This window comes from Arthrobacter sp. RCC_34 (assembly GCF_041360795.1).
In the GTDB taxonomy this organism is placed as follows: Bacteria; Actinomycetota; Actinomycetes; order Actinomycetales; family Micrococcaceae; genus Arthrobacter_E.
The window spans coordinates 1,136,581-1,161,963 of sequence record NZ_JBFUPW010000001.1 but is presented as its reverse complement, the minus strand read 5'-3'; the positions used below and the strand labels follow the sequence as shown (position 1 = coordinate 1,161,963).

Genomic DNA, 25,383 nt, shown 5'->3' with positions numbered 1-25,383 from the left:
GTCCTGATCATGGCATGGGCGCTCCGGCGTCGTGCTTCCCACGGGCTGATCGGGCAGGGTCAGCCCGCCGAAAGCGCGTGTGGCGGAGTGTCTCCGGCACCGGCCCGGCCGAGCGGCAACGTGACCTCCAGCTGGAATCCATCGGGGACCTGGCCGGCCCGGACCTTCCCGCCGTGCGCCTCGACGATGCCCCGCACGATCGCGAGCCCGAGACCCGCTCCCGAGGAGAGCGCGGACGGCTCTTCGGCGGTCCGGGCGGTGTCCGCCCGCCAGCCGACGTCGAAGATCCGCCCCAGATCCTCGGCGGCGACGCCGGGGCCCTGGTCGAGCACCGTCAGCACCAGGCGGTCCTCCCCTACGGTGTCCGCCGCGATGAGGATCTCCGAATGCTCCGGGGCGTGCCTGATCCCATTGCTGAGCAGATTCCCCAGCACCCGGCTCAGCTCGCGCGGATCCGCCCAGAGCACCCGCCCTTCGACGCCACGTTGCGAGATCCGGATGTCCTTCCGTTCCGCCAGCGACTGGACGTCGGTCACGGCATCCGACACCAGGTCGAGCAGCTCCACCAGCTCCGGATGAAGCCGCAGCGTGCCCTCCTGGAGCTTGGACAGTTCGAACAGATCGTCCACCATCCTCGTCATCGCTTCGGCGCGGGACCCGATCCGGCGCGCAGTGGCCCCGGCGTCCTCCACGACGCCGTCCTCCAGCGCTTCCGCGAGCGCCCGGATCCCCGTGAGAGGAGTCCGCAGATCGTGAGAGATGCCGGCGTAGAACTGCCGCCGCGCGGCGTCGAGCTTCTCCAGTTCGGCGCGTGCGGCCGCCAGCCGCCGTGACGTCTCGGCGAGTTCCGCGGACAGTTCGTTGAACTCCTGCCAGCCAGGCGTCCCCGCCACGACGACGGCGCCGTCCCCCACCCGCTGCGCCGAGGCCACGAGCGCGTCCAGGGACCGTCGTGCTGTCCTGCCGGTGATGAGGACGGCCGCGGTGACGCTCAGGACAGCCGACACCCCGAGCACCCACACGAGGACCGTGAGGTCGTGGGGTGAGAAGAACATCTCGACGAGCACGGCGAGCGTGGAGCACGCGATGGAGAGGACCACCGCGACGATCACGATCGCGAACTGGGACGCGATCGACCCACGCCTGTTCCAGCGCAGGGCCAGCCACGCGAGCAGGCTGACGGCGCCGGTGCACACGGCCGTCGTCACGACGATGAGCAGCAGATCCGCGGGGCTCAGCATGACGGCTCGATCGTGAAGCGGTACCCGGCTCCCCACTCGGTGCGGAGATAGCAGGGGTACCGTGGGTCCGTTTCGATCTTCTCCCGCAGCCGCCGGACGTGCACGGTCACTGTGGACGGGTCGCCGAAGCCCCAGCCCCACACCTCGCGCAGGATCTCGTCTCGGCTCACCACCTGGTCGGGATGCTGGACGAGGTAGAGGAACAGTTCGTACTCCCGCGTGGTGAGCGCCACCTCCCGCTGGTCCGCCCAGACCCGGCGATGTGCGGGGTCGATCCGGAACCGCCCTGCCGTGAAGGCCGCCGGTGCGCTGGAGGAGACCCGGCGCCGGACCAGGGCCGCGACCCGCAATTGCAGCTCACGCAGGGCGAAGGGTTTGCTGAGGTAGTCGTCGGCCCCGTGTTCCAGACCCTCGATGCGGTCCTCGACAGCGCCCAGGGCGGTGAGCATCATGATCGGCACATCGGAGAACGTGCGCACCTCGCGGCAGAGCTCGTCCCCGCTGAGTCCCGGCATCATGCGGTCCACGATCAGCACATCGGGCACCTGGTCCCGCAGGGCGTCGCGGGCGCTCGCCCCGTCGGCGTGCTGGGCCACCGCGTACCCCGCGGCACGCAGGTAATCGCTGACGATCATGCGGACGGTGGGGTCGTCCTCCACGACCATCACGCGGGCTGTTCCAGGGTCCATAGTCGAAGCTTAGCCGCGCCCGTCCCGCTCCGGACCGTGGCGGTTCTTACCGTTCTGAAAGGTCTCTTACGGCCGTGAAAGGACCGCCCCGCGAGCGCTTCCCGCCTGCTTGACTCGAGAACAGCGAGCGGCCCTCCTCCGGGCGGTGTCCCGCTCCCTGACCGGATCACCTCACCTCATAGAAGGAAGAACATCATGCGTACCAAGGCTCTCGTCGGTGCAGGACTTCTCGCTCTCGCCCTCTCCCTGTCCGCGTGCGGCGGCGCCGGGACCGCGGGCTCGTCCGGCGCCAGCTCCTCTTCCATGCCCGAGTCCAGCATGCCGGCAGCCAGCGGCTCGCCGTCGTCGATGTCCTCGGAGTCGCCCATGGCGATGTCCATGCACAAGGGCGAGTTCGCCGGGCTCAACGGCAAGTCCGTCAAGGGCACCGTGACCGTCGCCGACGGCAAGGTCACCCTGGCCGGCTTCTCCTCGGACGAAGGCCCGGATCTGCACCTCTACCTGGCGTCCGGGACGGATGAGGCGGCCATCGGCACGGGCACCCAGCTCGGCAAGGTCTCCTTCAACACCGCGTCCCAGACGTTCACCCTCCCGGCCGGCGCCGGGTCCTCCGCCTACGTGGTGGTGCACTGTGACAAGGCGAAGGCCGTGTTCGGCGCCGCCAAGCTGTCCTGATGGACCGCACCGGACCACGGATTCCCGCCCTCGCCGCCCCGATCCTCGTCGGAGCGGTGAGGGTGGTCCTCGGGATCCTGTGGCTGAACGAGGGCATCACCAAGTACCGTGCGGGCTTCGGCCGGGCGGACATCCTCCTGGTGGCGGGCAGCGCGTCGGGCAACAGCCGGGTTCCGGAGTTCTTCCAATGGTTCGCCACCGGTGTCCTGGGCAAGGCGCCCGAGCTGTTCGGCGTGGTCATGCCGCTGCTGGAGACCGGGCTGGGCGTGGCGCTCATCCTCGGGGTCCTGACACTGCCCGCCGCCGTGGGTTCAGTCTTCACGCTCATGACCTACTGGATGGCCGACCAGCTGATCGGGCAGTATCCGGTGATGGTGCTGCTGTCCCTGTGCGTGGTGCTGTGGCCGCGCAGCGCGACGCGCCTCGTGCTCGACAGGCTCCTGCTCCGGGTCCTCCGACGACGGCGGACGGGCACAGCAGGCGCATAGGGTCGCCACAGTCGCCACATGCCCTGCCGGGGTGTGCTGGTGTGCATGACCTCCAGCCCAGCCTCCCTGTCCCCCGCTTTCTCACCCTCCCTCGAGCGCCCGGCGCCCCGCACCGGGCGCTGGGGTCCCTGGCCGCTCGGGCTCCTCGCCCTGGGCCTCGGCGCCGCAGCGCTCACGGTGTGGGGCGTGTGGTCCGGCTCCCGCTCCGAGTACTACGCCTCGATCGCCCTCTCGATGAGCCAGAACTGGCACAACTTCTTCTTCGGAGCGTTCGACCCGTCTGGAACCGTGACCCTGGACAAGATCCCGGGTTCCTTCTGGGTCCCGGCGCTCTTCGTCCGGCTCTTCGGGTTCTCCACGCTCTCGGTCGTCCTGCCGAACGCCCTGGCCGCCGTGGCCGCCACCCTGCTGGTGGCGGTCACGGCGAAACGGGTGGCGGGCACCTTGGCGGGGCTCGTGGGCGGCGCTGTCGTGGCGACCACGCCCATCCTCGTGGCCGTGTCCCGCTCGAACCAGCCGGAGACGTTCTTCGTCCTGGGTCTGGCTCTCGCGGCCTGGGCCGCGGTCCGCGCACTGGAACAGCGGAGCCTCGGCTGGCTGCTGCTGGCGGGCGCCTTCGTGGCGGTCTCTTTCCAGACGTACATGCTCGAGGCCTGGGCGGTGTGGCCGGCCCTGGCCGCCGCCTACCTGTGCACGGCGCAGCCGTGGTGGCGGAAGCTGTGGCACACGGCGCTGGCCGGGGTCACAAGCCTGGCGCTCTCGCTCGTGTGGATCGTGGCGGTCGCGCTCATCCCGGCCACGGACCGTCCCTATGTGGGCAGCACGCTCCACAACGACCCCTGGGAGATGGTGTTCGGCTACAACGGCCTGGGACGCTTCGGGGAGAGCACCGCGGACTCCTCCGCCTACAACTCGTTCACTCCGCCGTTCTCCGGCTCGGCCGGCGTCTTCCGCCTCTTCAACGAGCAGCTCGCGGGGCAGATCGGGTGGCTGGTCCCGGTGGCGCTGCTCGCCGTCGTCGTTCTGGCGGTCCTCAGGTACCGGACGGCAGTGACGGTGTTCCTCGGCGTGTGGAGCCTGACCTTCGCGGCCATGTTCTCCGCCGTGGCCGGGATGCACCAGTTCTACACGGCGGCGCTCGCCGTGCCGATGGGCCTGGCGGTCGGGCTGGCGATCGGTGTCGCCCGACGACGCCGGGTGGTCTGGGCGCAGCTCGCCCTGCTGGGCGCGGCGATGGTGACTGCGGTGGCGATCGCGCTCGTCTACGGCGGCTACTCCGTGGCGGTCGCCGCCGTCCAGGTCCTCCTCGGGCTCGGGGCGATGGTCCTCATCCTCCGGGAGGCCCGGCGGGGCGCCGCCTTGAAGGTCTGGACGGCGGTCCTGCTGCTCGGCGGGCTGATCCTCACCCCGGCGGCATGGTCCGTGGTGACGATCGCCCACCCCAGTTCCACCAATCCGGTGGCCGGCGGCGTCAGCGGCATGAGCATGGGCGGTCCCGGTGGGACGGGAGCCCGCTTCGGCGGCAATCGGCAGGGCTTCGGCCAGGGACAGCCGGGGGCCATGCCGGGCACCCCACCGAGCGGATTCCAGGGCCGCGGGTTGAACGGCGCCCCGGGCGGCGCCGGTTTCCCCCAGGGCGCGGCGGGCGGCCGCGAGGGCGCGGCGTCGACGGCGCTGCTCAGCTACCTGAGGGCCAACCGCGGAGACGCGGACTACCTCGTGGCGACCTTCGGAGCTCAGGAGGCGGCGAGCCTCATCACGGGTTCCGGCGGCGAATCCGTGCTGCCCATCGGCGGCTTCAGCGGCAACGACCCCGCGCCCACCCTGCAGAAGTTCACGGCCCTCGTCAGCTCGGGCGCGCTGAAGTACGTGCTCGTGGGTGAGGGCGGCAGGGGCGGTGGCTTCGGCGGCGGCTTCGGAGGCGCAGCCGCCGGAGCAGCCACGACGACGACCGCCTCCGAGATCAGGACCTGGGTGGAGGCCAACTGCACGGCGGTCAGCGCCGACGGCGTCACCGGCCTCTACGAGTGCACCGCGACGGCCGCGCAAGGGGCGTGAAACCCTTCGCGCGGAGCTTTGTGGACAGGTCTTGTGGGCGGGCCGGACCGATGATGTGATGGTTTCTGAACGGCATTCACCACGGCGAAGGGACGTCCCAGTTGATCAACGGCCAGGTGTCCCATTGGTGGGACACGCTCGGTGCCCCGGAGCCGCGGCCCGCACTGCCCGGCTCCCTTCAGGTGGACGTCGCGATCGTCGGGGCCGGGTTCACCGGCCTCTGGACGGCTTACTACCTGAAACGGGATCATCCGGATCTGCGGATCGCCATCCTTGAACAGCGGCATGCCGGTTACGGCGCCTCGGGACGGAACGGCGGCTGGCTCACCAACTCCATCACGGGAGGCCGCGAGCAGTATCTGGCACGCCACGGCCGGGACGTCGTCGAACGCTTCCAGCGCGCCATGAACGAGACCGTCGATGAGGTGATCGCTGTCGCGGAGCGCGAGGGCATCGACGCGGACCTCGTGAAAGGCGGAGAGTTCAACGTCGCTTACACGGCGGCGCAGGAAGAACGTCTGCGCGCGACGGCGGCGGCCGAGCAGGGCTGGCGGCACACCGATGTGGACCTGCTGCCCGCCGTGGAAGCCCGGGAGCGGATCGCCGTGCAGGGCATGCGGGCGGCGCTGTGGCATCCCCACGCCGCCCGGATCCACCCCGCCAAGCTGGTGCAGGGGCTCGCCCGGACGGTGGAGAGCCTCGGAGTCTCCCTCTACGAAGGGACGCGGGCCCTGTCGATCGAACCGGGCCGGGTCATCACGGACCACGGCACGGTCTCGGCCGACACGGTGGTCCGCGCCACGGAAGGCTTCACCGCGCAGCTCAAGGGCCTGAAACGGCTCTGGCTCCCGATGAACTCCTCACTGATCGCCACGGAACCCCTCTCCCCGGAGGCCTGGGACCAGATCGGCTGGGCCGGCCGGGAGGTGCTCGGCGACTTCGCCCACGTCTACATGTACGCCCAGCGCACCGCGGACGACCGCATCGCCATCGGCGGGCGCGGAGTGCCGTACAAGTACGGCTCCCGCACGGATCTGGACGGGCTGACCCCGGAGCGGACCGTGCGCACGCTGGAGGAGATCCTGCACCGGTTCTTCCCGGCGACCCGGGGAGCCTTGATCGAGCACGCCTGGTCGGGGGTACTGGGCGTGCCGCGGGACTGGTCCGCGACCGTCGGGCTGGACCGTCACACCGGCCTCGCCTGGGCCGGCGGGTATGTCGGCACCGGGGTCACCAGCACCAACCTCGCAGGCCGCACGCTCCGCGATCTGATCACGGGGACGGAGTCGGAACTGACCGGTCTGCCGTGGGTCGGACACCGGGTGCGGCGCTGGGAACCGGAACCGCTCCGCTGGCTCGCCACCCACGGGCTGTACGCGGCGTACGGGCGGGCGGACCGTGCCGAGCTCGCGGGCCGCCCCACGACGTCCCCCATCGCCCACGCCGCGGACCGGATCACCGGGAGGGACTGATCATGCCGCTCCGGGCAGGATGACATGATGGGACCACCGACGAAGGAGATGACGTGTCCGGATTGATCGACGCCGCCCTGGACGAGGACGGCGCACTGACCGCCTCCACGACGCTCCCCGGCGAGCGGGACGTGGAGGTGCTGGCAGAGCCCGGCGAGCAGAGGCTCAGCCTGGAGCAGCTCATGGAGATCGTCGAGGACGCGCTCCGGCCCCTGGACCGCGGATCGTTCTCCGAGGCGGAGCGCGAGATCCTTGCCGCGCTCGACGGCGGCGCCGCGACGAAGGCGCCCACGCTCCGCCTGGACGGCGTGATCGTCGAGCCGGGCGGCGTCGTCGTGCTGCTGTACACCGCACTGTCCCCCGCCGGTGACTCCACCGTCTACTGCACGCTCGGGACGGACCAGGGCGTGGAGAGCATCGAGGTGGCCGAGGAGGACGTCCAGGGCTGACTCAACGCCGGCTCAGGGCTGCAGGCGCTCCACCGGCTGCCGGAGGATGGTGCGCTGTTTCTCCGGGGCCGTCCGGCGGAAGTCGCTCAGGTAGATCTCGTGGTGCTTCCCGCGGAGGGCGAGTCCCTCCGCCGGGACGAACTCGTGGTGGAGGCGATGCAGCACGGGGGCTTCGTCGTCGAACGAGCCGATATGGAGCGTCTGCACGCATAGCCCTTCCGCGAGCGCTTCGAACCGGACGTCGTCCAGGCGCGCCGGGCGGTTCTTCGCCCCGGCCTGCTCCTTGGCCGCCAGCACCTGGTCCTCGTCGATCCACTCGGGCACCAGCAGCATCATGGTCCAGTCCCACTGGGACTTGTCCCGGGCGGTGGTGAAGGCGTCCAGATCGTCCGCCCACCACAGCCCTTCGAGCGGCGGGACCACATAGTCACGCCCTGTCGTGGCGCGGCTGCCGAACTTCAGTTTGTAGGCCACCGGGTAGAGGGACTCGACCGCCTGCGTGAAGTCAGGCGAGGAGTTAGGGTCCCCGTGACCGTCGATCATGAGGTACCGCCGTTCCGGGACGGTGAGAATCCGGAACGCGCCCTTCGGCGCCTGGTACGAGTCCAGGGTCTTCTTGAGATCGATCTTGTCCATGGTGTCCCCTCGCTCCCGGTGGTGCTCGGTCAGTCGTCCAGCAGGGCCGCCGCGAACATCGGGCGTGCGGCGTCGGCCGACGGCGGGTGGAAGAGCCCCGCCGTCGCGTCCCGCCAGAGGCGGCTCAGTTCGGAGCCGTTGTCGAAGCCACTGCCCCCGGCGCACATCAGCGCGGTCTCGGCCGCCCGGCGTGCGGCGGTGGCCGCGTTGAGCCGGGCGCTCACGAGGCGCAGCGGCCAGCCGGCTCCGTGATCGACCAGCTCGTCGACGTCGCGAGAGTACGTGTCCAGCTGGGCGGGGACCGCCAGGTACTCGAGGTGGGCGTCGGCCAGCCGGGTCCGGTACTCCGGCACCTCGGAGAAGGGGGTTCCGCTCTTCGCCGAGCTGCGGCGCTTCAGGCCGGCGGCGCCCAGCTCCAGGGCGCGCCACGCCACCCCGGCGTAGACGGAGCCGATCATGAGCTGGAAGTGGCTCGTGATGGCGAACGTCAGCAGATCCGGCGTGCGGCCCGGCGGGATCCTCCGCACCACGTTCCCGGCCTTCAGCGGCACGCTCTTCAGGATCGTGGCGCGGCTCTGGGAGGCCCGCATCCCGAGCACGTCCCACTGATCCGACACCGCGATGCCGGGGGCGTCCCGTTCGAGGAAACCGTACACGAGCCGGGGGTTCTCCGGATCGGCCGCATCCAGGCCGTGCGCCAGCAGGCGGGTCCAGACCGGGGAGAGCGACGTGAAGATCTTGACGCCGGTGAACAGGTATCCGCCGTCCTCCTGAACCTCGGCCACCGTGGTGGACCCCTGCAGCACCCAGTCGTTGGACGGTTCGCTGATCCCGAAGGCGAAGACCTCCCCGGCCATCGCCTCCTCGAACACCCGGGTCAGGGAGTCATCGCCGCGCGCCCACAGCGCCCGCGCGACGCCGGTGCACATGAGATGCATGTTGATCGCCAGCGCTGTGGCCGGGGCCGCCGTCGCCAGACGATGCTGCAGCCGCGTGACCTCGAGCAGATTCAGGCCGGGACCGCCGAACTCCTCCGGGACGAAGAGCTGCAGATAGCCCAGTTCCCGCAGCTCGGCGAAATCCCCGTCGAAGAAACGGTTCTCCCGGTCATAGACGGCCGCCCGTTCGCGGAACCGTTCGAGCAGCTCCTGCGGCAGGTACCGCTCCGCCAGCTCAGCCTGCCGCGTCTCCCGATCGGTCACGGTGTTCCTCCTTCATCCGCGCGGGCCAGCAGCACCGCGGCATTGTGCCCGCCGAATCCGAACGACGTGGACAGCACACTGTTCACGCGGAGCGGCCGGGCGGTTCCGGCGACGATGTCCCAGTCGGGGAACTCGGGATCATCGAGGTTCAGGGTGGGCGGCAGGAGCCCGTCGCGCAGGGCGAAGATCGAGAGCACGGCTTCCACCGCTCCCGACGCACCCAGCAGATGGCCGGTGAGGGACTTCGTGGCGCTGATCGGGATGGTGTGGGCCACCGCGCCCAATGCCGCCTCGAAGGCGAGCAGCTCCGCCGCGTCCCCCGCCGGGGTGCCGGTGCCGTGGGCGTTGATGTGCCCGACGTCGGCCGGTTCCGCCCCCGCGTCGGCGAGGCAGTCGCGGATCGCCTGCGCCGCGCCCAGTCCCTGCGGGTGTGGCGCGGTCGGATGATGGGCGTCGCTGGACGCCCCGAACCCGGCGACCCGTGCCAACGGCAGCGCACCCCGGGCCGCGGCGTGCTCCGCCGACTCGAGGACGAGCGCGGCCGCCCCGGCCGACATGACGAAGCCGTTGCGCGCCCGGTCGAAGGGTCGGCTGGCCGCGGCGGGGTCATCGTCGTGACCGGTGGCCAGGGCCCGCAGGTTCGCGTTGGACGAGAGGTTCACCCCGTTGAGGCAATCCTCCATGCCCACCACGAGGACCGCGTCGGCGTAGCCGTGCCGGATGCGTCGCATACCTTCCCCGAGGGCGATGGTTCCGCTGGCGCACGTGGCGGACACGCCCTGGGCCGGGCCGCGCAGACCGTGACGCTGGCTGAGCAGCGCCGCGGCGGCGTCGGGCGCGCCATGCATCGAGAGCGTCAGCGGCACGGCCCGCGGGCCACGGGAGTCGAGGAGACGCGTGGCGTGCTGCATCGCGTCCACGGGGCCGGACCCCGTGCCCGCGATGACGGACACCCGCGCCGGATCCCACGGCAGTTCCGTGCCCAGGGCCCCGGCCTGTCCGAGCGCTTCCTCCGCGGCGGCGAGCGCCCAGTGCTGCACCGGGCTGAGGCGCCGCACGAGGTTCCGTTCCAGGACCGCTTCGGGATCGAAGCCCCGCACCTGGCCACCGATCCGCACGGGCAGGCCGTCGAACTCTTCACCCTCCAGGCGGCCGATCGCGCTCCGGCCCTGGGACACGGACTCCCAAAGCTGCTCCGCGCTGAGGCCGCTAGGCGTGATGGCCCCGAGTCCTGTGACGACGACGTCGCGCGGCGCGCTCACAGCCGGACCGCCGCATCGCCGTCGAGCAGCTCAGCCGTGGCCGGGCGACGGATCTTGCCGCCCACCGTCCGCGGCAGCCGGGGCGCCAGATACCAGCGGCGCGGCACGAACTGGGGCGCCAGTCGTTCCCGGGCCCAGGCCTGGAGATTCTCCTTGCCCGGGGCGTCCTCGCCTTCGAGCACGAGAGCCACCACACTGCCGAGCCGCGCGTCCGGCACGGCCACGGCGCACACGGCGCCGAGGCCCGGCATGCCCTCGAAGGCCCGCTCCACGTCGGGCAGCGCGATCTTGTGCCCGCCGCTGACCACGATGTCGCCGGACCGCCCCAGGAGTTCGATGCGGTCTCCCACGTGCCGGGCCTGATCGTGCACGGTGGCCCAGCCGTCCGGCTGCCGGAGCACCGCGTCCGTGGTGCCTGCCAGATACTCGTCCGAGCAGGCCGCCGCGCGGACCCACAGGGTGCCGGGCTCGCCGTGGGGCAGCTCCTCGCCCCCACCGTCCCGCACGCTGACCTCGATGCCGGGGTAGACAGAGAGGGCCGTGCCGTCCCCGTCCCGGCTGTCCCCGATGAAGCCGATCTCCGCGGCGCCGTAGTAGCTGATCAGGCGCACCTGAGGCAGCGCACGGGCGAGTCCAGAGCGGATCGCCGAGGACAGATTGGCTCCGCCCGTGACGATGAGGTCCAGCGAAGCGAACCGTTCCGGGTCCCGGCGTGCGGCATCCGTGATCGACTGAACCACCGCCGGGACGGCCACGACCCTGCTGACGCCGTCGGTCGCGATGCGCTGCCCCAGCCCGACCGGGTCGAACGTGTCGGCCACGTGGACGCTGCCGCCCGTCGCGAGGCATTCGATGACGGCGTAGAGGGTGAGGCTGTAGGAGACCGGTCCCGGCGCGAGAGTGCTCACTCCCGGCAGGGGTTCCAGGTGGGCGCTCGACACCGCCACGTTGTCCCGGTACTGCTGCCGGGTCTTCAGGAACGCCTTGGGATTGCTCGTGGTGCCGGAGGAGAACAGCAGGAGGAACGCCTCCCCGCCGTCGCGGACCGTCGGCGGCGGAGCGGGCGGAAGGCTCCGCTCCAGTTCCTGGAAGTCCGTCAGGCCGAGGAGGGTCCCCGTCCAGCCTCGCGCCGTGAGGGCCTGCGCGAGGTCCTCCGAGTCACTGATGACCACGCCGATCCCGGTCGAAAGGATCACGCCCACCCGGTGCTCCAGGGGCCAGCGGGGATCGATCGTGGCGGACACGGCACGGTATCCGGCCAGCCCGGCCACGATCCTCGCGGTGTGGAAGGCGGAGCCGATGCTCACGGCGGTGATCGGGATGCCCCGGGTCTCCGGAGCGGGGGCCGGAGGAGAGGTCTGGCCGCGGTGCAGGGCGTCCACGGCGGCGAAGGCCCGGCGCGAATCCTCCACCAGGTCCCGGTAGCTCAGCCGCCCGTCCGCCCCGGCGATGGCCGTCCGTTCGGGATGGCGTTGCGCGACGTCCAGCACGGTCCGGGTGATCGGCACCTGTGTCCTCCCCTGGTGGTCATCCCGGCACGGCCCGGCTCAGCAAGGCCTCGGGTTCGGGCCCAGTTTAGCAAGGGGCTCAGTGGCGGTCCGGGGACCATTCGGACGGCCCGCGACGTCACATTCGGAGACCCCCGCCCTTCGCGCATTGGCGCCTTTAGGCATAGCTAACCTAAGCTTGCTCAGGACCCTCCCCAGGACTCCGAACCCTTTTGCACGTAGAAAGCAGTTCCCATGAAGTTGCGTAAGAACGCTCTGGCAGGCATCGCCCTCGCCGCGACCGCCGCTCTCGGCCTGGCCGCCTGCGGTTCCGGCAGCTCCGCGCCCGCCGCGGGCGGATCCGGAGACTCCAAGATCTCCGGCGAGATCACGGTCTACAACGCCCAGCACGAGTCCCTGACGAAGGAATGGGTGGACGCGTTCACCCAGGAGACCGGCGTCAAGGTCACCGTCCGCCAGGGCGACGACTCGGAGATGTCCAACCAGATCGTCCAGGAAGGCGCCGCCTCCCCCGCCGACGTCTTCCTGACCGAGAACTCCCCCGCGATGGCCCAGGTGGAGAACGCCGGCCTGTTCGCGGATGTCGACAAGGCCACCGTGGACCAGGTCCCCGCCGCCTACCGGCCCTCCACGAACAAGTGGACGGGCATCGCCGCCCGCTCCACCGTGCTCGTGTACGACAAGAAGAAGATCTCCGAGGACAAGCTGCCGAAGTCCATGCTGGATCTCGCCAAGCCGGAGTGGAAGGGCAAGTGGGCCGCCTCGCCGTCGGGCGCCGACTTCCAGGCGATCGTCGCCGCATTGCTGGAGCTCAAGGGCGAAGCCGCCACCACCGAGTGGCTCAAGGGCATGAAGGAGAACTTCAAGGCCTACAAGGGCAACAGCACCGCGATGAAGGCCGTCAACGCCGGTGAAGTGGATGCCGCGCTGATCTACCACTATTACTACTACGGCGACCAGGCCAAGACCGGCGAGAACTCCAAGAACGTCACCCCGTACTTCTTCAAGCATCAGGATCCGGGCGCATTCCTGTCCGTCTCCGGCGGCGGCGTCCTGAAGTCCGCCAAGAACCCGGCCGCCGCGCAGGCGTTCCTGAAGTTCATCACCGGAAAGAAGGGCCAGGAGGTTCTCAAAAACGGGACCTCCTTCGAGTACGCGATCGCCTCCGACGTCGAGGCGAACCCGAAGCTCGTGCCGATCAAGGATCTGCAGGCCCCCACGGTGGACCCCGCCAAGCTGAACTCCGCCAAGGTCACCGAGCTGATGACGCAGGCCGGACTGCTCTGATTCCGTGACCGCTGATTCAACGGCCTCCGCTCCGGCGGAGACCACCGTCAGGCCGCCGCAGGCGGGCAAGGGCGCACGCCCTCGCCCGCCTTTCGGCGTCTCCGTGATCTCCCTGATCGCGATGCTCATCGCGCTGCTGTCTCTCATCCCGCTCGGGTACGTCGTCTACATGACGGCCACCACCGGCTGGGACACGGCGGTCTCGCTCATCTTCCGGCCACGCGTCGGAGAGCTGCTGCTCAACACCGTGCTCCTCGTGGTCCTCACCGTGCCGCTGTGCCTGGTGCTCGGCGTCGGCGGCGCCTGGCTGGTGGAGCGGACCACGCTCGCCGGGCACCGGTTCTGGGCCGTGGCCCTCGCCGCGCCCCTCGCGATCCCCGCCTTCGTCAACAGCTACGCCTGGGTCTCCGCCGTCCCGTCCCTGGAGGGGATCGGCTCCGGGGTGCTGATCTCCACGCTCTCCTACTTCCCGCTGGTCTACATTCCCGCCGCTGCGGCTCTCAGCCGCCTGGATCCGGCGCTGGAGCACTCGGCCGCCTCGCTGGGCCTGGGCCCGTGGGCGTCCTTCTTCCGCGTGGTCCTCCCGCAGCTCCGCGTGGCGCTCACCGGTGGCGCGCTCCTGGTCTCGCTGCACCTGCTGGCCGAGTACGGCGCCTTCGCCATGATCCGTTTCGACACGTTCACCACGGCGATCATGATCCAGTTCCAGTCCACCTTCAACGGCACGGCCGGCAACATGCTCGCCAGCGTCCTGGTGTTCCTGTGCCTGCTCCTGCTGCTCGCCGAGGTCCGCGGCCGCGGAACCGCGCGGTACTCCCGCGTCGGGTCGGGCAGTCAGGGCGTCGCCCTGCGGCTGCCGCTGGGCCGCTACCAGGTGCCGGCGCAGCTGTCCCTGCTGGCGCTCGTGCTGCTCGCCTTCGGGCTGCCCCTCGCGCTCGTGCTCCGCTGGGCTGTTCAGGGTGGCGCCGCCGTCTGGACCGCGGACGAGTTCGTCCCGGCCCTGGTGCAGACCCTCTTCTACGGAGTGGCCGGGGCCGCGGTGACCACCGTGGTGGCGTTCCCGCTGGCCTACCTGGCGGTGCGGAACCCGACGTGGTTCAGCAAAGCCCTCGAGCTGTGCAACTACGTCACCAGTTCCCTGCCCGGGATCGTGGTGGGCCTGGCGTTCGTGACGGTCACCATCCGGCTCGCCCCGGCCGTGTACCAGACCACCGGCGTGCTGATCGCCGCATACGTGCTGCTGTTCCTGCCGCGCGCCCTGGTCAGCCTGCGCTCCGGCCTGGTCCAGGCCCCCAAGGAGCTGGAAGAGGCGGCCCAGGCGCTCGGGAAATCCCCGTTCCTGGCGTTCCTCCGGGTCACGGTGCGCCTGACCGCCCCCGCGGCGGCCGGCGGCGCCGCCCTGGTGTTCCTGGCCATCGTCAACGAACTCACGGCGACGCTCCTCCTCTCCCCCAACGGCACGCACACCCTGGCCACCGAGTTCTGGAGCAAGAGCAGCGAGATCGACTACGCCGGAGCCGCCCCCTACGCGCTCCTGATGATCGTGCTCTCCGCCCCCATGACCTATCTCCTGTTCCACCAGTCCAAGAAAGCAGCCGGACAGTGACCTCCCCCTCCTCCGCCCACTCCGTCGCCCCCGGCGTCGCGCCCTCCGTGGCCGGCACCACCGACACCCATCTCGCGATCGACGGAGTGGTCAAGAACTTCGGCAGCCAGGAAGTGCTGCGCGGGATCGACCTCGCGGTCGCCCGCGGCGGCACCACGGCCATCGTGGGGCCTTCCGGGTCCGGCAAGACCACGCTGCTGCGGCTCATCGCCGGATTCGAACGGCCCGACGCCGGCTCCATCCGTCTGAGCGGCACGGCGGTGGCGCAGGGTTCCGCGTGGGTTCCGGCGCACCGGAGGAACGTCGGCTATGTGGCGCAGGACGGCGCACTGTTCCCGCATCTGTCGGTCGCCCAGAACGTGGCTTTCGGTCTCGCGGGTGACCTGGGCAGCCACCGGTCGTCTGCAGCGAAAGCCCGGATCCGTGAACTGCTCGAGATGGTCTCCCTGGATCCGGCTCTCGCCGCACGCCGTCCCCACGAGCTCTCCGGCGGCCAGCAGCAGCGCGTCGCCCTTGCGCGCGCCCTCGCCCGTGAACCCGAAGTGATGCTCCTGGACGAGCCGTTCTCCGCGCTCGACGCCGGCCTCCGCGTCGCCACGCGCCGCGCCGTGGGCGAGGTGCTCCGGACCGCCGGCGTCACCACGGTCCTCGTCACCCACGACCAGGCCGAGGCCCTGTCCTTCGCCGATCAGGTGGCCGTCATGCGGGACGGCGCCCTGGCCCAGGTGGGCAACCCCTTCGTGGTCTACACCCGGCCGTCCGACCGGGCCACCGCGGAATTCCTGGGCGAGGCCGTGGTGCTGGACGCCTGGCTCGAGGGCTCCCTCGCCATGTGCTCCCTGGGCGGGATCCCGGTCCGTCGTCCTCCGGCGCAGGGCAAGGTCCACCTGATGCTGCGGCCCGAGCAGATCCGCATCGCCCCGGACGGCCCGATCCGTGGCACGGTCGTGGACACGGACTACTTCGGCCCCGAGACCACCGTCCGGATCCGTCTCAATCCCCGTCCCATCGTGGCGGGCGGGCCCGAGATCCCCGGCGGCGGCGAGACGATCACCATCCGGCACTGGAACGCGTCCATCACGCGGCCCGGCACGGAACTGTGCCTCCGCGTCATCGGCGAGGGCGTGGCCTTCCCCTGGGACTCAGCTCAGGACTGAGCGCGACCGGGCCTCGCCGCGGGCAGGACGATGCGCATGACCGTGCCGTCGGTGTCCGACCGGACGAGTTCGGCCCGCCCTCCGGCCTGGGTGGCGATCTCCCGGACCAGGGCCAGACCGATGCCGTAACCACGTCGCCCGGTCCCGGCCGAGTCGTTGGTGCTGTGCACGAAGCGCTCGAAGATCCGCTGCCGATCGACGTCGGAGATCCCGCTGCCCGTGTCCGCGACACTGAGCGTGACGGTGTCCCGTTCCCGGCCCACCGTCACGGTGACGCGGCCGCCGTCGGGCGTGTGGGCCAGGGCGTTGTCCAGCAGCGCGAGGAGGGCCCGCCGCAGGCTCTGCGTTCGGATGACGGCGAAGGAACCATCCCGTGTTGCGCAGTCCACGGTCACGTGGCGGGACTCCGCGAGTTGCGCGGCGCTTTTCACGACCTCCGCCGCCAGGGCGCCGACGTCGATCGGCCCGGCGTCCGGTGTCGCGTCACCTCCGGTGGCTGCCTCCAGCAGCCCGTTGACCAGTTCCGTCAGCGCCGCGGTGTCCTGCCGGATCTGCGCGAGCGCCAGGCCGGCCGCAGAATCCGACGGGCTGGTCCGCTGTGCCAGCTGGACGCGCGCGTCCAGGATGGCCAGGGGCGTCCGCATCTCGTGGCTGGCGTCCTGCACGAACCGCCGCTGACGGGCGAGGGCGTCGCTGAGCGGGCGGATCGAGCTCCTTGCGCTGAACCAGCCGATCACCCCGGCCAGCACCACACCCACGAGTCCCACCAGGATCATGTCGCGGATCAGATCCCGCGTGTCCAGGGAGACGAAGACCGCCCCCGACTCCGCGGCATCGGGCCCCGGGCCGCCGGCCTTGCTGAAGAGGTACACGGTCGCCACGGCCAGCAGGCAGAGGACCAGAGCGCCGCACGCCGCGCTGATCCGGAGCGCGATCCGCAGCGCGGCCCTGCGAAGTTCCACCTGGTCAGGCCCGGGACGGCGGGGTTCAGTCATGAGGGTCACCGATCTGATAGCCGACACCGTGGACCGTGCGGACCACGGCGCGGGAGATCTTACGGCGGAGGTGGTGCACATGGGTGTCCACGAGGCCCGGGGTGTCCGTGGGCTGGAAGACCCGGGCCAGGATCTCCTCTCGGCTGAAGACCCTCTCCGGATCGGCCGCCAGGAGCGCGAGCAGCTCGCCCTCCTTGGCCGTGAGCGAGGCACTGAGCCCGTGGATGGAGCGCGCCTGCCGCCCCGCGGCGTCGAGTTCCCAGTCGCCGAAGTGGAGCGACGACGGCGGCGCCTCATACGTGCGAGTGAGCGCACGGAGGCGGGCGGCCAGCTCCGCGGCGTCGAAGGGTTTGGTCATGTAGTCGTTCGCGCCGGCGTCGAGCCCCCTGACCTTCTCCTCGGTCGCGCCGAGCGCGGTCAGGAGGAGGATCGGCGTCGCCACGCCGCGCTCGCGCAGGGCCGTGACGACGGCGATGCCGTCCAGGCCCGGCAGCCCGCGGTCGACCACGAGCACGTCCCAGTTCTGGGTGAGCGCGAGGTGCAGGCCCTCTCTGCCTTGGATGGCGAGCTGGACCCGGTACTCGGGAGCGAGGAGTTCGGCCGTCAGAGGACCCAGGACAGGATCGTCCTCCACCAGGAGCACGGAGGGCCGGGGCGCGGGATTCACAGGATCATTCTCGCTCCCCTGGCACCCCGGACGGTGTTCCTCAGCCGTGTCCTTCCATCTTACGGACCAGCTGGGCCACCGGCGGAAGGGCCAGAATCCGCGGAATCAGGGTGTTCCAGAGCCAGGTGAAAGCGAGCATCGCCGCACCGGTCACGAGGAAGGAGGCGAGCACGTCGGTCGGGTAGTGCACCCCGATGTAGAGGCGTGACCAGGCCACCATGAGCGCCATCGCCGCACCGGCCCAGACCGCGAGCCGGGCCCAACGGGTCCCCCGGAGGAGGAAGTACACGGCGAAGACCAGCGCCACGGCCAGGCACGTGTGACCGCTGGGGAAGCTGTTGGACCCGGTCTCGGGAGCCAGGGGGTCCAGGAGAAGAGCGGGGTTCGGCCGCGGACGCGCCACGATCAGTTTGAACACCTGCGACATCCCCCAGCCCCAGCTCACCGCCGAAGCGAACAGCACGGCCCGGAGGACCTGCCGTCGGACCAGCAGCAGTCCGGCGACCACCGCGATGATCAGCACCCCGCCCGCGGGGCTGAAGAGGGTGTTCAGCCCCATCGCGACGGCGGTCAGCAAGGCCTCGTGATGCCGGCTGAGTTCCTGGTCCACCCCGAGTTCCGCCCCGCTCAGGCCGGGCATCAGGCGGATGCAGAGCCCCAGCGTCAGGGCAGCAAGCGCGAGCACCGACGACGCCGGCAGCCAGTGCCGCGGCACGCTCAGCCGGGGGAAACCCCGGGGAGGCCGGGGCCGGGCGGGAAGGGCGGGCGTGGACTGCGAAGCCATGGATGTTCCTTTCGAACCGTGCGTGGCTCCGATCGTGTCAGGACGGTCCTCAGAAACTCTTAAGAAGTGCTCCGGTCCTGCCAAGGCGTCGAGTTCGGGGATCCCGTGGCGTGGTCATTGACCTCTCGCGTCGATCAGGAAGTCTTAGATCTGCGTTCGATGAGGAACGTGTCTTGCCAGGCGCCATCAGCGCGTTGAGCGATGCGTTCGCGGCGGCCGACGAGGCGGAATCCGGCGTTTTCGTGCAGGCGCAGGCTGGCCTGGTTCTGCGGGAAGATGCTGGATTGGATGGTCCAGATCCCGGCGGCCTCGGTGGAACCGATGAGCGCGGTCAGGAGGGTTTTGCCGAGTCCTTGGCCGCGTGCTGCGTGGTGGATGTAGATGGAGTGCTCAACGACTCCGGCATACACCGGGCGGGCGGAGACAGCCGAGACAGCTGCCCAGCCCAGCACCTCCCCGTCGACGTCGGCGACGAGGCGGTGGGCCGGCAGCCGTGAGGCGGTGAAGGCCTCCCAGGTGGGGGTGGTGGTTTCGAAGGTCGCCAGGCCAGTCGCGATCCCTTGGGCGTAGATCTCTTCAACGGCGAGCCAGTCATCGGATTCCATTGGCCGGACATGCGCCGCTGGTCGGGTGGTCACAGGCTCTCCACGAGCCCGGTGACCCGGTCCAGGGCGCCCTCGATGAGGGAGTAGTAGGCCCAGGTGCCGCGCTTTTCGCGGTGCAGCAGTCCGGCGTCGACCATGATCTTCAAGTGGTGCGAGACGGTCGGCTGACCCAGATTCAACGGCTCGGTCAGATCACACACGCAGGCTTCCCCACCCGGAGCGTTCTTCACGATCGAGAGCAGCCGCAGGCGGTTCGGATCGGCCAGGGCCTTGAACACCACGGCCCGGTCCGCGGCGTCCTCGGCGGCGAGGGCCGGCGAAGCGGAGGGCTCGCAGCAGGCCGTTCCCGCGGGGGTGAGCTCCAGAGTGCGCGAGGCGTTCATGAACCCATCCTCCCACATACATTGACATTCATCGATCTATGGTTTGATACTCAGGTAGATCGATGTTCATCAATGAAGAGTGTGGGTGTGGTGGGTTCTCAGGTCATGGACGCCGCGAGGGATGCGTCCCCGGAAGCCGGTGGGCGTTTGTCGCGGATGGATCGGTTCTTGCCGGTGTGGATCCTGGTGGCGATGGCTGCGGGCCTGGCATTGGGGGCGTTGATGCCCGGGCTGGGATCGGTGCTGGAGGCGGTGAAGGTGGGGCAGGTGTCCTTGCCGATCGCGGTCGGGTTGCTGGTGATGATGTATCCAGTTCTGGCCAAGGTCCGGTATGACAGGGCTCATCGGGTGCTGGCGGATCGGAAGCTGATGATCGCTTCGCTGGTGTTGAACTGGGTTCTGGCGCCGGCGTTCATGTTCGTGCTGGCGTGGGTGTTCTTGCCGGATCTGCCGGAGTACCGGACCGGGCTGGTGATCGTGGGTCTGGCCCGGTGTATTGCGATGGTGCTGATCTGGAACGATCTGGCCTGTGGTGACCGGGAATCCGCCGCAGTGCTGGTCTTGCTGAACTCGGTGTTCCAGGTCCTCGCATTCGGGGCGCTGGGCTGGTTCTACTTGCAGCTGCTGCCCGCCTGGCTCGGTTTGCCCACCACCAGTGCGGAGTTCTCCTTCCAGACGATCACGGCCTCGGTGCTGGTGTTCCTCGGTATTCCCCTGGTCGCAGGTTACCTGACCCGGACCGTGGGCGAGCGGCTCAAGGGCCGCGCCTGGTATGAGGATAGGTTCCTGCCCCGTCTGGGCCCATGGGCGCTGTACGGGCTGTTGTTCACCATCACCGTGCTCTTCGCCTTGCAGGGCGGCACGATCCTGGCTCGTCCCCTGGACGTGGCCCGGATCGCGGTCCCGCTGCTCGTGTATTTCGCCGTGGTCTTCGCCGTTGGAATGGTCGCGGGCAAGGTGCTGGGTCTGGGATACGCCCGCACCACCACTCTGGCGTTCACCGCGGCAGGGAACAATTTCGAGTTGGCGATCGCCGTGGCCATCGGCACCTTCGGAGTCACCTCGGGGCAGGCCCTGGCCGGGGTCGTCGGCCCGCTGATCGAAGTGCCGGCACTGCTCGGCCTGGTCTACGCGGCCCTCTGGGCCAGAACCCGCTACTTCACCATCCCCAACCAGTCCGCCCTCCAGGAGATCTCATGAGCACTGAAACCAAGAAACCCTCCGTGTTGTTCGTCTGCGTCCACAACGCCGGCCGGTCCCAGATGGCCGCGGCGTACCTCACCAGCCTCTCCGGTGGGTCGATCGAGGTCCGTTCCGCGGGCTCGCAACCGGCCGAGCAGGTCAATCCCGCCGCGGTGGCCGCAATGGCCGAGGTCGGGATCGACCTGTCCGCCGAGATCCCCAAGGTCCTCACGACTGAGGCCGTGCAGGAATCCGATGTGGTCATCACCATGGGCTGCGGGGACACCTGCCCGTTCTTCCCCGGCAAACGGTACGAGGACTGGGTTCTGGAAGACCCGGCCGGGCAGGGCCTGGAGGCTGTTCGTCCGATCCGGGACGAGATCAAGGCCCGGGTCCAGGACCTGATCGCTGCCCTCACGAAGTAGCAGCCCACCGCACGAGAGTATCCAGGCGCCGTCAAGGGGCGTCGCGAACCCTTGAGGAGAATCCACATGGACAGCACTTCGCAGCTTCCCGTAGCCGTGATCGGAGCCGGCCCGATCGGCCTGGCCACCGCCGCACACCTGCTCGAGCAGGGCCTGGACCCGGTGATCTTCGAATCCGGGCCCACCCCGGCCGCCGGGATCAACCAGTGGCGGCACATCCGCCTGTTCTCCCCCTGGCGGTTCAACCTCGACGCCGCAGCCGTCCGGCTCCTGGAACCCACCGGCTGGAAATCCCCCCGGCTCACGGCCTTGCCCTACGGGGCGGAACTCATCGACGAGTACCTGGCGCCCCTGGCCGCACACCCTGTGATCGCGAAGCGCCTCCACACCGGAGCCCGCGTGATCGCCGTGACCCGCGCCGGGCTGGATAAAACCCATAGCCGCGGCCGGGAGCAAGCCCCGTTCCGGATCCGCGTCCAGCACGCCGACGGCACCGTCACCGACCACCTCGCAGCCGCGGTCATTGATGCCTCCGGCACCTGGAACACCCCCAACCCTGTCGGGACCGGCGGGCTGCCCGCGATCGGCGAAGACACCGCCGCGGACCGGATCACCACGCCTCTTCCCCACGTGCTGGGCGCCGAACGAGACCGGTTCGCCGGGCAACGCGTCCTGATCATCGGCTCCGGACACTCCGCAGCGAACACTCTGATCAACCTCGCCACCCTGGCCCGGGATGAGCCCGAAACCCGGATCCTCTGGGTGATCCGGGCTGACACTGCCGCTCGCGTCTACGGTGGCGGGGACGCCGACGGGCTCCCAGCCCGTGGACAGCTCGGCACCCGCCTGCGCCGCCTCGTCGAGGCCGGCACGATCCAGCTGACCACCGGATTCCACACGCAACGCATCGATGCCGCCGACGATCACCTGGTTCTCACCGCCGTGGATGGGCGCACCTTGGAAGCCGATGTCGTGGTCCCGGCCACCGGGTTCCGCCCCGAACTGGACATCCTGCGCGAGCTCCGCCTGGACTTGGACCCCATCGTCGAAGCCCCCACCCGGCTCGGGCCGCTGATCGATCCGGAATTCCACTCCTGCGGCACCGTCCCACCCCACGGCGCCCGGCACCTGGCCCACCCCGAACAGGGCTTCTACATCGTCGGTTCCAAGTCCTACGGCCGCGCCCCGACCTTCCTCCTCGCCACCGGTTACGAACAAGTCCGTTCCATCACCGCGGCCCTGGTCGGTGACACCACGGCCGCGGACGCGGTACACCTTGTCCTGCCCGAAACCGGGGTCTGCTCTGCCGAAGCTGGGACCAGCTGCGACGCCCCTCCAGGCCAGGACACGGAAACCGAGACCGAGTCCTGCTGCCGCACCCCTGAACCGGCATTTCTCGGCATCCCCACCGGGCTGGTCCATGGGCGAGTCGCGGCAGAATCATTCGCTGCTGGAAAGACTGAAGAAACGTGACCGGCACTCCGTCACGCGACTTCTAGGAGGGTCCGACGGCGAACCCACCCCTTGCGCACGGGGACCCTCCGGGCCAGGATCGGCGTATGACCAAGTACCTGATTTCCTTCCCGAGCGACGCGATGGTGGTCTCGGAGGAGGACTTCCCGACCGTCGTCGCGGAGTCCCATGCCGTCATCGCGGAAGCCCAGGCCGCGGGCGTGTACGTCTTCGGCGGTGGCATCAACGAGGAGGTCGAGCCGGTCCGCGTCGGGGCGGACGGCACGATCAGCCCGGGCCCGTATCCGGGCCTCGACATCCGCGGTGGCTTCACGATCCTCGAGCTGCCGGACCGCGCGTCCGCCGAGGCCTGGGCTGCGAAGATCGCCGCCTCGTGCCGTTGTCCGCAGGAACTGCGGGAGTTCATGTACGACCCGATGAGCTGAGCGGGACGTCCTCGCTCTGCCTCGGCCGTCGGCGCCGGAGCGTTCTCAGGCGATCCAGGGGCGGGTGAAGCCGAGCACCCGTTCGCCGTCGCCGTCGGCCAGCGAAACGCCCACGAAGTTCCGTGCGGCGTCGGAGGTCTGATTCCGGAAATGGAACTCCGGCGCGGTCGCGATCTCCGCGATCACGGCACCCGCACTCTCGGCAGACTGGGCCCGGGAGAACGCTCCGGTGCTGCGGCTGATGTAGGCGTCGAGCAAGGGCCCGTAGGCGCCGGCATCCATGGGGCGCGAGACGTTCGCCACGAACTCACTGGCCACCGCGGCAGGTTCGATCACGCCCACCTGCACGCCGAACCGTTCGGCGACCACCGCGAGCGACTGCATGAAACCCTCCACGGCGAACTTCGCCCCGCAATAGGCGTCGGCGAACGGCTGGCCCACGGCTCCGCCCACGCTCGTGACGGTAAGGATCCGGCCGCGTCCCTGTTCCCGCATGCCGGGCAGAACCAGCTTGGTGAGGTTCACGGGCGCCAGATAATTGACGTCCAACTGGGCCTGGATCTGCTCCATGGACAGCTGTTCGGCCGTCGCCACGCTGCCGCGGCCGGCGTTGTTGATCAGCACGTCGATGCGGCCGTGGTCGGCGAGCACGCCGCGCACCACGCGTTCGGCGGCGCCGTGATCCACGACGTCGAGCTCCCGCACGTCCAGCTCCACGCCGGCGTCGCGGGCAGCGGTGTGGAGGGCGGCGGCCCGGGAGGTGTCACGCAGCGTGGCGACCACGGTGAGGCCCCGGCGCGCCAGGTCGACGGCGGCGTGCAGGCCCATGCCGGAGGAGGTTCCGGTGATCAATGCGACATCAGACATGCGGTCATCGTACGCCCCCGCACTGGCGGGACGGATCACCGCACGCGCCTTCCGAGGCGCGCCAGGTGCACACCGAGCGCGACACCCGTGCCGATGCCCAGGCTGATGGCCGCGGCCGTGCCGAAATGCTCCGCCGCATTGCCCCCGCCCATCGCCTGGAGGATGCCGAAGAACACCGGGATCCCGGGGAGCAGGGCGCCCGTGATGCCCATGAGCGCGAGCACCTGATACGGGTAGCCGGTGCGCTTCACCAGGGCTGCGCTGAGGAGACCGAGGACGACGGCCGAGAGTGAACTCGCCCAGACCGCGGACAGACCGGCGATCAGGAGCAGCACTTGGTTGACGGCGCCCGTGACCACGCCCAGGAAGGCTGCCGGCGCCACCAGCGCCAGCCTCCCGCCGTTGGCGAACGCATTCGCCACGGCGCCCAGGGCGGAGAACACCAGCACCAGATACCAGGGCAGCGTGGGCAGAGCGTCGAGCCGTGGATGGGCCATGCCGAGGACTTCGCCGAGCGCGAAGGTGAACCCTCCGCCGATCGCGATGCCTCCGGCCGCGATGGCGACGCTCGCCACGCGGGTCATGGCGGATAGATGGTCGGCCTCGATGGCGTCGGTGACCGCCCCGATGACCTGCGGCAAAGGGATCAGCAGGAGCCAGTTCACCGCGATCGCCGCGGCCGCGCCCACCGGATCCACGAATCCGAGCTGGACGAGGGCGGTGGCGAAAGCGCCCGCGGCGCAGCTCTGCACGGCGATGGCGAACAGCCGGGGCAGTCGCAGCCCGCCGATCGCCACTCCCGCCAGGGAGGTCACGGCCTGCACCAGGGCCGCTGCGACCCAGGCCTGCCAGCTCACGCCCAGTTGCATGCTGATGAAGAACGCCAGGAGTGTCAGCCCGAGCGTGACCACCCACCACGGAGTGGCCGTGTCCCGCAGCCGTTCGACCTCCTGCCGCGCCGCCGTGAGGCCGTCGTGGGCCGCGGCGGAATCGGCCCAGCTCCGGGCGTCCTCAACGGTGCGCTCAGCGAGTCTGTCGAGTGCGCGCGCTCTGGTGCAGTCGATGGCGTCGAGCGACCGGGCCGCGCCGGAGAGGGAGACCGTGCCGCCGTCGCGCGTGACGGCTTCCAGCAGCAGCATCCGGCCGAACGAATTGAGCACGAGGCCGTCCAGGCCGAGCTCGCGCCCGTACCTCCCGAGGGCCTCCTCAGTCTGGCGCGTGGTCTGGCCGGACTCCAGGAAACCGTGGCCCAGCGCGGACAGGAAGGCCAGGCACAGCCGCACCTTCTTGGCGGACAGGCCCGCGGCGGCGGGTTCGGGCACGCTCAGGCCGGAGGACGGGGCTGCTGCTTCCATGCCTCGATCCTAGGGTGCCCCGGCGGGTGACGGCGTCGTGCCGTTCCGTGCGGACTACTCGGTGGTGTCCGCGATGTAGACGTTGCACTTGGCCTCGTGCGCCACCGAGTTGGCGACGCTGCCCAGGACACGGGCCAGGCCCCTCATGCGGCGGTTGCCCACCACGATCACGCTGGCGTCGTGTTCTTCGGCGTGGGCGATGAGCGCCTCGGCGGGGGTGCCCACGACGGAGAAGGCTTCGACCTGGACACCGTCGGCGGACAGCGTGCCGGCGACCGTCCTGGCGGTCTCGGCAGCCTTCTCCTGGCGGTCGCCGAAGATCACGGCACGCTCGTAGTTGGCGCCGTGCAGAGACGCCTTGGTGCCTTCATAGGCGGTGACCACGTGCAGCGTGGCGCCGAAGCCCTGGGCGAGTCGCAGGGCCTGCTCGGCGGCTCGCGCTGCGGTCTCGGTTCCGTCCACTCCGACGACGATGATCTCCGGCATGCTGGT

Annotated in this window: 26 protein-coding genes; 12 read left to right on the top strand and 14 right to left on the bottom strand. The window is 70.1% G+C overall.

The genetic code is table 11. From position 1 onward, the window contains the following. Positions 1 to 59: 59 nt before the first annotated feature. Both AB6732_RS05485 and AB6732_RS05480 read right to left on the bottom strand, forming a co-directional pair. On the bottom strand, positions 60 to 1,241 hold the full coding sequence (locus tag AB6732_RS05485; RefSeq protein WP_370958988.1) for a sensor histidine kinase: 1,182 nt from the start codon (positions 1,239 to 1,241) through the stop codon (positions 60 to 62). Next, entirely contained in the window at positions 1,235 to 1,930 is a 696-nt protein-coding gene (locus tag AB6732_RS05480; protein ID WP_370958986.1) for a response regulator transcription factor, read from the bottom strand. The genes AB6732_RS05485 and AB6732_RS05480 overlap by 7 nt, the downstream gene beginning before the upstream one ends. Before the next feature lie 195 nt (positions 1,931 to 2,125). Here AB6732_RS05480 and AB6732_RS05475 point away from each other — a divergent pair, with 195 nt between their 5' ends. The 5 genes from AB6732_RS05475 to AB6732_RS05455 all read left to right on the top strand — a co-directional run bounded on the left by AB6732_RS05475 (position 2,126) and on the right by AB6732_RS05455 (position 7,072). Continuing rightward, positions 2,126 to 2,605, top strand: coding sequence for a DM13 domain-containing protein (locus tag AB6732_RS05475; protein WP_370958984.1), 480 nt, complete (start codon positions 2,126 to 2,128; stop codon positions 2,603 to 2,605). Then, positions 2,605 to 3,093: a DoxX family membrane protein gene (locus tag AB6732_RS05470; RefSeq protein ID WP_370958982.1), complete on the top strand. Its 489-nt coding sequence runs from the start codon at positions 2,605 to 2,607 to the stop codon at positions 3,091 to 3,093. Before AB6732_RS05475 ends, AB6732_RS05470 begins: the two co-directional genes overlap by 1 nt. A 45-nt stretch (positions 3,094 to 3,138) precedes the next feature. Next, positions 3,139 to 5,151 (top strand): glycosyltransferase family 39 protein, encoded by a 2,013-nt coding sequence (locus AB6732_RS05465; RefSeq protein ID WP_370958980.1) that lies wholly within the window; start codon positions 3,139 to 3,141, stop codon positions 5,149 to 5,151. 101 nt (positions 5,152 to 5,252) lie between these two features. Continuing rightward, on the top strand, positions 5,253 to 6,623 hold the full coding sequence (locus tag AB6732_RS05460) for an NAD(P)/FAD-dependent oxidoreductase (protein WP_370958978.1): 1,371 nt from the start codon (positions 5,253 to 5,255) through the stop codon (positions 6,621 to 6,623). Between the two features lie 53 nt (positions 6,624 to 6,676). Beyond that, the gene (locus AB6732_RS05455) at positions 6,677 to 7,072 is read left to right on the top strand and encodes a hypothetical protein (RefSeq protein WP_370958976.1); all 396 of its coding nucleotides are present in this window, start codon (positions 6,677 to 6,679) and stop codon (positions 7,070 to 7,072) included. A gap of 12 nt (positions 7,073 to 7,084) precedes the next feature. Here the strand turns inward: AB6732_RS05455 and AB6732_RS05450 are convergent, their stop codons facing one another. Genes AB6732_RS05450 through AB6732_RS05435 form a run of 4 tightly spaced genes read right to left on the bottom strand, consistent with a single transcriptional unit; the run spans position 7,085 to position 11,680 of the window. Next, positions 7,085 to 7,708, bottom strand: coding sequence for a GyrI-like domain-containing protein (locus AB6732_RS05450; protein WP_370958974.1), 624 nt, complete (start codon positions 7,706 to 7,708; stop codon positions 7,085 to 7,087). A gap of 29 nt (positions 7,709 to 7,737) precedes the next feature. Next, complete coding sequence (locus AB6732_RS05445) at positions 7,738 to 8,910, bottom strand: acyl-CoA dehydrogenase family protein (protein ID WP_370958972.1); 1,173 nt, start codon at positions 8,908 to 8,910, stop codon at positions 7,738 to 7,740. Then, positions 8,907 to 10,172 carry a beta-ketoacyl synthase gene (locus AB6732_RS05440; RefSeq protein ID WP_370958970.1) on the bottom strand — a complete coding sequence of 422 codons (1,266 nt, stop codon included), beginning with the start codon at positions 10,170 to 10,172 and terminating at the stop codon, positions 8,907 to 8,909. The genes AB6732_RS05445 and AB6732_RS05440 overlap by 4 nt, the downstream gene beginning before the upstream one ends. After that, a complete protein-coding gene (locus AB6732_RS05435; protein ID WP_370958968.1) occupies positions 10,169 to 11,680 on the bottom strand; it encodes a class I adenylate-forming enzyme family protein in 1,512 nt (503 codons plus the stop codon). The genes AB6732_RS05440 and AB6732_RS05435 overlap by 4 nt, the downstream gene beginning before the upstream one ends. A gap of 234 nt (positions 11,681 to 11,914) precedes the next feature. On the opposite strand from AB6732_RS05435, the gene AB6732_RS05430 reads away from it, so the two are divergent. The 3 genes from AB6732_RS05430 (at position 11,915) to AB6732_RS05420 (ending at position 15,730) form a co-directional block, all read left to right on the top strand. Beyond that, positions 11,915 to 12,967 (top strand): iron ABC transporter substrate-binding protein, encoded by a 1,053-nt coding sequence (locus tag AB6732_RS05430; protein ID WP_370958966.1) that lies wholly within the window; start codon positions 11,915 to 11,917, stop codon positions 12,965 to 12,967. Positions 12,968 to 13,088: 121 nt separating this feature from the next. Further along, a complete protein-coding gene (locus tag AB6732_RS05425; RefSeq protein WP_370959601.1) occupies positions 13,089 to 14,573 on the top strand; it encodes an ABC transporter permease in 1,485 nt (494 codons plus the stop codon). Beyond that, a complete protein-coding gene (locus AB6732_RS05420; protein WP_370958964.1) occupies positions 14,570 to 15,730 on the top strand; it encodes an ABC transporter ATP-binding protein in 1,161 nt (386 codons plus the stop codon). Before AB6732_RS05425 ends, AB6732_RS05420 begins: the two co-directional genes overlap by 4 nt. Here AB6732_RS05420 and AB6732_RS05415 read toward each other — a convergent pair. The 5 genes from AB6732_RS05415 to AB6732_RS05395 all read right to left on the bottom strand — a co-directional run bounded on the left by AB6732_RS05415 (position 15,721) and on the right by AB6732_RS05395 (position 19,164). Next, positions 15,721 to 16,725: a sensor histidine kinase gene (locus AB6732_RS05415; RefSeq protein ID WP_370958962.1), complete on the bottom strand. Its 1,005-nt coding sequence runs from the start codon at positions 16,723 to 16,725 to the stop codon at positions 15,721 to 15,723. The genes AB6732_RS05420 and AB6732_RS05415 overlap by 10 nt on opposite strands. Continuing rightward, on the bottom strand, positions 16,718 to 17,392 hold the full coding sequence (locus tag AB6732_RS05410; RefSeq protein WP_370958960.1) for a response regulator transcription factor: 675 nt from the start codon (positions 17,390 to 17,392) through the stop codon (positions 16,718 to 16,720). The genes AB6732_RS05415 and AB6732_RS05410 overlap by 8 nt, the downstream gene beginning before the upstream one ends. A 40-nt stretch (positions 17,393 to 17,432) precedes the next feature. Beyond that, complete coding sequence (locus AB6732_RS05405; RefSeq protein WP_370958958.1) at positions 17,433 to 18,176, bottom strand: phosphatase PAP2 family protein; 744 nt, start codon at positions 18,174 to 18,176, stop codon at positions 17,433 to 17,435. A gap of 134 nt (positions 18,177 to 18,310) precedes the next feature. Further along, positions 18,311 to 18,781 carry an N-acetyltransferase family protein gene (locus tag AB6732_RS05400; RefSeq protein ID WP_370959600.1) on the bottom strand — a complete coding sequence of 157 codons (471 nt, stop codon included), beginning with the start codon at positions 18,779 to 18,781 and terminating at the stop codon, positions 18,311 to 18,313. Between the two features lie 29 nt (positions 18,782 to 18,810). Continuing rightward, positions 18,811 to 19,164, bottom strand: coding sequence for an ArsR/SmtB family transcription factor (locus AB6732_RS05395; RefSeq protein ID WP_370958956.1), 354 nt, complete (start codon positions 19,162 to 19,164; stop codon positions 18,811 to 18,813). Between the two features lie 105 nt (positions 19,165 to 19,269). On the opposite strand from AB6732_RS05395, the gene arsB reads away from it, so the two are divergent. From arsB to AB6732_RS05375, 4 genes are all read left to right on the top strand, one after another. Then, entirely contained in the window at positions 19,270 to 20,364 is a 1,095-nt protein-coding gene (gene arsB, locus AB6732_RS05390) for an ACR3 family arsenite efflux transporter (RefSeq protein ID WP_370959599.1), read from the top strand. Continuing rightward, entirely contained in the window at positions 20,361 to 20,771 is a 411-nt protein-coding gene (locus AB6732_RS05385) for an arsenate reductase ArsC (protein WP_370958954.1), read from the top strand. Before arsB ends, AB6732_RS05385 begins: the two co-directional genes overlap by 4 nt. 66 nt (positions 20,772 to 20,837) lie before the next feature. Beyond that, on the top strand, positions 20,838 to 22,244 hold the full coding sequence (locus AB6732_RS05380) for an FAD-dependent oxidoreductase (protein ID WP_370958952.1): 1,407 nt from the start codon (positions 20,838 to 20,840) through the stop codon (positions 22,242 to 22,244). 86 nt (positions 22,245 to 22,330) lie between these two features. After that, positions 22,331 to 22,669 (top strand): transcription initiation protein, encoded by a 339-nt coding sequence (locus AB6732_RS05375; RefSeq protein ID WP_144628359.1) that lies wholly within the window; start codon positions 22,331 to 22,333, stop codon positions 22,667 to 22,669. 45 nt (positions 22,670 to 22,714) lie between these two features. Here AB6732_RS05375 and AB6732_RS05370 read toward each other — a convergent pair whose 3' ends face one another. Genes AB6732_RS05370 through AB6732_RS05360 form a run of 3 tightly spaced genes read right to left on the bottom strand, consistent with a single transcriptional unit; the run spans position 22,715 to position 25,377 of the window. Next, the gene (locus AB6732_RS05370; protein ID WP_370958949.1) at positions 22,715 to 23,536 is read right to left on the bottom strand and encodes an SDR family oxidoreductase; all 822 of its coding nucleotides are present in this window, start codon (positions 23,534 to 23,536) and stop codon (positions 22,715 to 22,717) included. Between the two features lie 35 nt (positions 23,537 to 23,571). Further along, complete coding sequence (locus tag AB6732_RS05365) at positions 23,572 to 24,891, bottom strand: threonine/serine exporter family protein (protein WP_370958947.1); 1,320 nt, start codon at positions 24,889 to 24,891, stop codon at positions 23,572 to 23,574. 54 nt (positions 24,892 to 24,945) lie between these two features. Further along, complete coding sequence (locus AB6732_RS05360) at positions 24,946 to 25,377, bottom strand: universal stress protein (RefSeq protein WP_370958945.1); 432 nt, start codon at positions 25,375 to 25,377, stop codon at positions 24,946 to 24,948. Positions 25,378 to 25,383: the final 6 nt, after the last annotated feature.